We start from the raw sequence: 7060 nt of genomic DNA, 5'->3' as shown, positions 1-7060 counted from the left end.
CAAGCTGCTGCGCACGCTTTTCCTGTGTGATTACTTCAGCAATACCGGGTTTCGTCGTGAGTTGCATACGCTACTGAACCGGGGCGAATCAGTTCATCAGCTCCAGCGTGCGATATACACCGGTAAGGTCGCGCCGGAGCGCGGACGGCGGCGCGACGAGATGATCGCGATCTCTGGCTCTCTGACGCTGTTGACGAACCTGGTGATCGCGTGGAACACGCAGCGCATGCAGGGGTCGCTGCAGAAAAGGGAAAATATTGCACGGCAAGCGGCCGCATGCCCACGCTTGCTGCCAACTGCTTACCACCCGCTCCGGCACCGCTCAGGCAACCCGCTTGTGTTGCGCGCGAACCCATGTCAGGCAAAGGCTCGCGGCGTTCCTGGTAGGCCAGCGCGGCATCGGTCAGTGCAGTTTGACCTGAGAGCCGCGCCATTTGGAAAAGACCCGTTGTCGTAGTCGCGGGCATTCCTCACCGAATTGGCGCCTGCCTGCCAAGCATTATCGGAATATCTTGCCCGCTAGCGGGCAAGATATTCCGAAATCTGAAGTCGCCCCAGGATGCCGACCAACCCTCGGTACGCCGATATCTGCGTATCATCCCATGTGCGCAAGCACGATCAGCGTAAGCGTCACGACGATCGCGCCGCCGATGCGCGTGGCGATCTGCGCGAATGGCATCAGCGTCATCCGGTTGGCCGCCGTCAGGATCGCGACGTCGCCGGTTCCGCCCTGGCCGCTGTGGCATGCATTCACGATCGCCGTATCTATCGGGTGCATCTTCAGCATGCGCGCAACCACGAAGCCCGTGCCCATTAGCGTCACCACGGTCGCGACGATTGTCACGATGTTGGCGATCGTGAACGCGGCGATCAGCTTGTCCCACGGTGTCATCGCCACGCCAATCGCGAACAGCAGCGGATACGTCACCGCCGTCGAAAAGAACTTGTAGACGACAAAGGCGCCTTCCTGCAGCGGTGGAGACACGGCGCGCGTGATCTTGACTAGCACCGCGAGGAACAACATGGCGACCGGCGCCGGCAGCCCGAACAGGTTGCGACACATCAGTCCGAGCAGGTACAACGTAATGGCCGTGATCCCCGCGGCTGCGATATGTGTGACTTCGATATGCCCGCGAATCTCCTCCTGAACCGGGTCCATTTCGTCCTCTTCGCCGACTTGCAGGCGCCCTTCGCCGGTGAGGTGCGGAAAGCGCTTGCCAACCTTGTCGAGCACGCCAGACAGGATGATCGCGGTGAGGCTGCCGAGCATCACGGGCGGCAGCACTTGCGCGAACAGTTCCCCCTGAGGCAGATGGAGGATCTCCGAGTATCCGATCGACAGCGGGATCGCCCCTTCGCCGACACCGCCCGCCATGATCGGCACCACGATGTAGAAGAACGTATGGTGCGCGCCGAGCCCGAGTGCCGTGCCCACCGCCGTCCCGACGACGCCGGCTGCGATCGAGCCGACCGCTAGTGGAATGAAGATCTTGATGAAGCCCTGTATCAGCACCCTTCGGTCCATGCTGAGAATGCTGCCGACGATGATCGACGCGATGAACAGGTACAGGAAGTTGGTGGATTTAGTAAATTCCGTCGTGAGGGTCAGGATCGGCTTGGGCAGCAGGTGATAGTAAGTCAGCGCCGAAGGAATGAAGGTCGCGAAAATCGCGGCGGCACCGATGTTGCGAATAATGGGCAGGCGTTTGCCGATTTCTGCGCAGGTGAAGCCAAAGAAGGCGAGCACGGCGATCGCCATCGAGATCTCGCCGGGGACCTTGCCTGTGACTGCGAAGCCCGCGATCAGCGCGAGCAGGATCACGTAGACCGGTAGCGGGATGATACCGATCCGGAGTTCCATCAGCTTCCACCAGCCTTCAGGCCAGAAGCGCGGCTTGATCGCGGGTTGCTGCGCCTCGGCGGGAGGTAAAGTCTGTGAGGTGGTTTGCACAAAGTGTCTCCTTGCGGTTGAAGGCCGGTGCAGCGCTACCCAGCAGTCCGGCCCTTGGTCTGATCATCAGTATGGTGTTCGGCGCTCACGCCAAAAATCGTGCCTCCGACTGCCGCGTGCGAGTGTCGAGATTGCGGCCTCGGTTCAAATGGTCGTCGATCTCCGCCGCAGCCGATCATCCGGCCGAACAGGAAAGCCGTGAAGGCTGCGCTCCCGAGCGCCGGGTCGGAGCCGTCGCCCGCCCGATATCGCACCCACAGCCATACATGCACGATTCGGACGATTACCCCTCTGCTGTGTTCGCAACAGCGTGCGACAGAATGCGAGAAATACGTTGTACTCGCTGCGGTCGTCGAAAAGCTTGCCAATGACCGCCGCGCGAGGGTCTTGGTTCATGCGCGGCAGCAGGCGCCGCCTGCCGCCCCCAACGTCGGTTCAGCCGGTCAGAGCGATGCGCTTCGCCACGGCGTCGGCAAACTCCAGCGTGGAGGCCGTGCCCTTGAGGTCGCCGGTTTTCACCTGATCCAGGTTGAGCGTCTGCTCGATGGCCTGGCGCAGTCGTGCAGCCATCTCCTGGCAGCCAACGTGCTCGAGCATCAGGCCAGCGGCGAGCATCAGCGAAATCGGATTGGCGACGCCCTTACCGGCAATATCGGGCGCGGAGCCGTGCACCGCTTCGAAGATCGCCGCGTGCTCACCGATATTGGCGCCCGGCGCCATGCCCAGCCCACCCACCAAACCGGCGATCTGGTCCGACAGAATGTCACCGAACAGATTGGTACAGAGCAGCATGTCGAACTGCCAGGGGTTCAGCACCAGTTGCATGGCACAGGCGTCAACGATGCGGTCGTCCATGACCACGCGATCGGCGTAGTCCTTCGCCACCTCACGCGCGGCATCGAGGAAGATGCCGGTCAGGGCCTTGAGGATATTGGCTTTGTGTACCACCGTGATCTTCTTGCGCCCGTTCCTGACGGCATACTCGAAGGCGAAGCGGGCAATCCGCCGGCACGCGTCGCGCGTGTTGGTGCCGGTGGACACCGCCACCGCATGTGGGTCGTCGCCGACCGGAATGTAGTAGTCGTGCGCCACGTAGAAGCCGCCCACGTTCTCGCGCACTAGCACCAAGTCAATATTCTCGAAGCGTCCCGGCACCAGCGTGCGGGCCGGCCGCACGTTGGCATAGAGATTGAATGCTTCGCGCAGGCGCACATTGACCGAGCGAAAGCCGCCACCCACCGGCGTGGTCAGGGGTCCCTTGAGCGCGAGGCCGGTGCGGCGGATGCTGTCCAGCGTGTCTTCCGGCATGGGGTCGCCGCCGTGCTCGATGCCGGCCATGCCCGCCTGCCGGACATCCCAGGCAAAGGGGGCACCAAGTGCGTCCAGCACTCGGACAGTGGCATCCACCACTTCAGGTCCGATTCCATCGCCTGGGATCAGGGTGGCGGGGATCTTTTCGCTTGCACCGTATTCCATCTGTTTTCCTATCACGATGTGAGAGGCTAGCATCGGCTAGCCATGTGGCGCGCGCGCTCCTTGGCAACGGCGCGAGCCATGGCAGCCTCCTTGCAATCTGCCGGCTGGCCTGTGCCCTGGGATCAGGAGCTCCTCTTGTGGTGAAGGGACACGAAGCGCGTCCGCCTGCGAGGCCCCATCTCTAGTCCCGGCTAGGCCTTGCGAACCATACGCGGCATTCTTCCTCCGGAATTGCTGGCGGACTCGGCCAACCACGGGCCAGATTCTACGAAGGGAAGGCTGTCAACTACCTGTCATTCCGGCTGCTGCGTCCTCATGGTTTACGCGGGGTCCAATTTGGTCAGTTGCATACCCAATTCTCGGCGGAATCGGGCCACACAGAGCGGGCAAGGGAGGCGTAGAGGCCTTGTCAACTTGCCAGTAGCGAGACAGGGCAGTCGCAGGCGGGACCACTGGTCGGAAAGCCGTTGACGGATGGCGGGCCACTTCAGCGAATTCATACCAGGCCGTAAATCGAGCGACGAGGTCTTTGTGACAGAGCGAAGCACGCTGCCATGTTCAGACGGCCATCCATGCTTCGTTCAATGCGAGCCCCTCATTTGCCGGCAAGGCCTTTCCAGCGGGCTGCGCAACGGAAGGCTCCTCGGCTACGCCCAAGCAGGGCGGAAAATCCGTCGGGAGAAGCCACTTCGCCAAGAAGGTGCCTAGCGCGTCGAGCAGCACGTCGGCAAGATGCCGGTCCTGGACGCAACCGCGGCGCGCCAACTGCTGTCCCCTGCGGGATCGGGCGCTGATCGCGCTGATGGTGTTCTCGTTCGCGTACCCCGGCGCTAACCTGGCGTTTGTGTGCGTGCACACGAGTGACCGGCAGTATTCCCACGCTTGAAATGCACATCGGGCACAGCCTTTCCCGGTAACCCGTACCCGGCCATCCAGCCAACGATCGCCGCCATCCGGCTCAAGAACCCCGCACAGTTGCCGATATCCGATGCACTGCATCGGGAGGTTCGCAATGAAACGTGTATTGGCGCTGCTCATGTGCCTGGCCCTGGCCGCTTGCGGCGGTGGTGGTGGTGGTGGTGATGTTGCGGCAGGAAGTAGCGCCAGCACTGGCACTGGCACTGGCACTGGCGGATCCCCGCCGCCTGCTGTCGTGCAGAGCCTCTCGGGCATTGCGGCAACCGGGTCGGCAATCTCCGGCCGCATTTACCTGAAGGATGCCGCAGGGAACGAGCGGTACGTCGACACCACGGATGGCACCTATAGCTTCTCCACCGCCGGTCTTACGCCGCCCTTCATGTTGAAGGCCGAATGGACCGCGAACGGTGCAACGCAGCGGTTGTATTCCTTCTCGCCCTCGAATGGTGCGGCAAACATCACACCACTAACCCAACTCGCGGTGGTTGGCGCGGCCGGCACGAATGCACTCGACGCAATCTACGCCACGTCTGGTGCCGCTGCCTTCACGGCTATCTCGAATGCCTTGCCCGGCGCCATCTCCATCCTGAAAGCCGAACTCGCCCCGCTCCTGGCCAGGTACGCCGCCTCCAGCATCGACCTGATGTCCGGCAAGTTCACGGCGGATCATACCGGCATGGACGCGCTGCTGGACAACATCACCGTCAGCTATGGCGCCGGCACCGTCACGGTGGCGAACCTGGACGGCAGCACGGTGCTGCAGGCCCCCATCGGCAACCTGGCCGGCGCGCTGTCGGCCGCGGACTGGACTTCGCAGGATGCGCTGGTCGCCAGCGACCCCGACGTGGGGGTAGACAGCAACGGCAATGGCCTCGTGGCCTGGTCTGAGCAGGTGGCTTCGCAATTCGTCATTCGTGCGCGCTTCCTGACTGATGCCGGCGCAGCCGCGACCACGTTGAGCACCGCTGGCGATGCGTTCCTGCCACGCGTTGCCTTCGACGCAGCGGGTAACGTCACCGTGATCTGGATGGCCTCCGAGAACAACATCAGCAACCTCTGGGCGAGCCGCTACACCGCTGCGTCCCAGACTTGGAGCGCGCCGCTGCGGGTTGTGTCGTCGGCGAGCGTCGCTACCGGTGCCTCCACGCCTGACCTCGCCGTCGACGGCCAGGGCAATGCCATCGTGACCTGGTATCAAGGCGACGGGCGCACGAACCACTTCGATGTGTGGGCCGTCAAGTACGCGGCATTGTCCGGTGCCTGGGGCGCGCCGTTCATGGTCAGCGACGGCGTCAATAGCGCAGCCAACAGCCACGTCGCGGTCAACGCCGCCGGCCAGGGGCTCATCGCGTGGGTGCAGCAACAGGGCGATGGTACTACCGTGTCAAACGGCCCGCAGGACATCTACGGGCGCAGCGTCACAACCGGCGCCAGCGCCTGGGGCCCGCGCGCTATGCTCAATGCCGTGGGCGGCAACCTGTACAACGTCTACGGGCAAGTGGCCGTTGCGGTGGATGGCAGCGGCAATGGCCTTGCAGTGTGGGTGCAGAGCACGGCCAGCCTGTCCTTTGCGATCCAGTCGGCACGGTACGTTGCCGCCAGCGGGTGGCAGACTTCGACAGTCGTCTCGAACAATACACTTGGCGAATGCTACGACCCGCATGTGGAGATCGACGGGGCGGGCAATGCCATCGCGGTCTGGCAGGAGCAGAACGGGGTTGGCGCCTACGGCGGTGCGAACCGCTACGCGGCTGGCACGGGCTGGGGCGTGCCGGGGAAGTTCAGCGGCACGGTGCCGGGAGACGTCTATGCGCCCCGCGTGGCCGTGGGTGCGGACGGCAACGCCACGGCCATCTGGTATCAGTGGGAAACCTCCGGCATCAACGTCAGGACCAATCGCTACCTGACCGGCAGCGGCTGGGATGTGCCCAACCTGCTCAGCGCGACACCCGCCGACGGCACGACCTACCCGGTGCCGCGCGTGGCCACCAATGCGGCTGGCCGCACGCTGGCGGTCTGGGGGATCGACAGTATGTAACAGCATGACCGACTCCAACCAAGTCGCGGCGCGATTGCATGGAGTAGGTCATCACGACTCTGTGCAGCCGCGGTATCTGCCGGTGGCCAATCGGTTTGCGGGCGCCAGTTCATCCTGCCTGCCGGCACGCGCGTCTTTCGTGCGGTCCGGCACCCGGCCGCGGTAATTCCGCTCTACGTACCGCGCACCTACCGGTTCGGCCCGCCAGCGGTGTTGGCCGGAGCGGATGGGTGCTACCTGATCTGCCGCCCAAGATCTGACCACCGCCTTGTGGGAATCCGGCTTCTGCACCAACGACATGACGCAACCGGGTACCTTCTATATTCCGCGCGACGTCGCGCGGGACGGGCTGATCGCCATGTTTACTCCTGCAGGACGACGTCCGAATCCTCGACCTAGACGGCACGGTCCTTTCCAAGTTGGGAATCTACGACCAGATCCACGGCGAACATGCCTGGTGTCAGTGGTTCGGCCTATCGATGTTCGAAGTCCTGGCGGACTTTACCGGCGCCTCTGGGCCGATCGGCTTCCGGTATCCGTCCCAGCGCCGAAGAGCTGCTGGCGTAGCTGCGCGGCTTTTCGCTGATCGCTGTCGCCTGGGGCCGCCGCCGGCATGCAATGCTGGACGGCCCGAAGCGCCAGGAGGTTGTAGCTGGATTCGCGCAGCTGCCTGCAAT

At 63.5% G+C, this 7060-nt stretch carries 4 protein-coding genes; 2 read left to right on the top strand and 2 right to left on the bottom strand.

The features are described 5' to 3' along the window. Nucleotides 1-457: Tn3 family transposase (locus ACYP5B_RS26870; RefSeq protein ID WP_459571708.1), on the top strand; the 457-nt coding region annotated here is incomplete at its 5' end. A gap of 138 nt (nucleotides 458-595) precedes the next feature. Here the strand turns inward: ACYP5B_RS26870 and ACYP5B_RS26865 are convergent. Both ACYP5B_RS26865 and ACYP5B_RS26860 read right to left on the bottom strand, forming a co-directional pair. After that, nucleotides 596-1951, bottom strand: a complete 1356-nt coding sequence (locus ACYP5B_RS26865; RefSeq protein WP_459571707.1) for a 2-hydroxycarboxylate transporter family protein — start codon at nucleotides 1949-1951, stop codon at nucleotides 596-598. Between the two features lie 435 nt (nucleotides 1952-2386). Beyond that, nucleotides 2387-3427, bottom strand: a complete 1041-nt coding sequence (locus ACYP5B_RS26860; RefSeq protein ID WP_459571706.1) for an isocitrate/isopropylmalate dehydrogenase family protein — start codon at nucleotides 3425-3427, stop codon at nucleotides 2387-2389. A 1012-nt stretch (nucleotides 3428-4439) separates the two neighbouring features. Here ACYP5B_RS26860 and ACYP5B_RS26855 point away from each other — a divergent pair. Then, complete coding sequence (locus ACYP5B_RS26855) at nucleotides 4440-6383, top strand: hypothetical protein (protein WP_459571705.1); 1944 nt, start codon at nucleotides 4440-4442, stop codon at nucleotides 6381-6383. The last annotated feature ends 677 nt before the right edge of the window (nucleotides 6384-7060 follow it).

This window comes from Cupriavidus sp. 8B, assembly GCF_054589115.1.
This window is presented reverse-complemented; position numbering and strand designations above follow the sequence as displayed.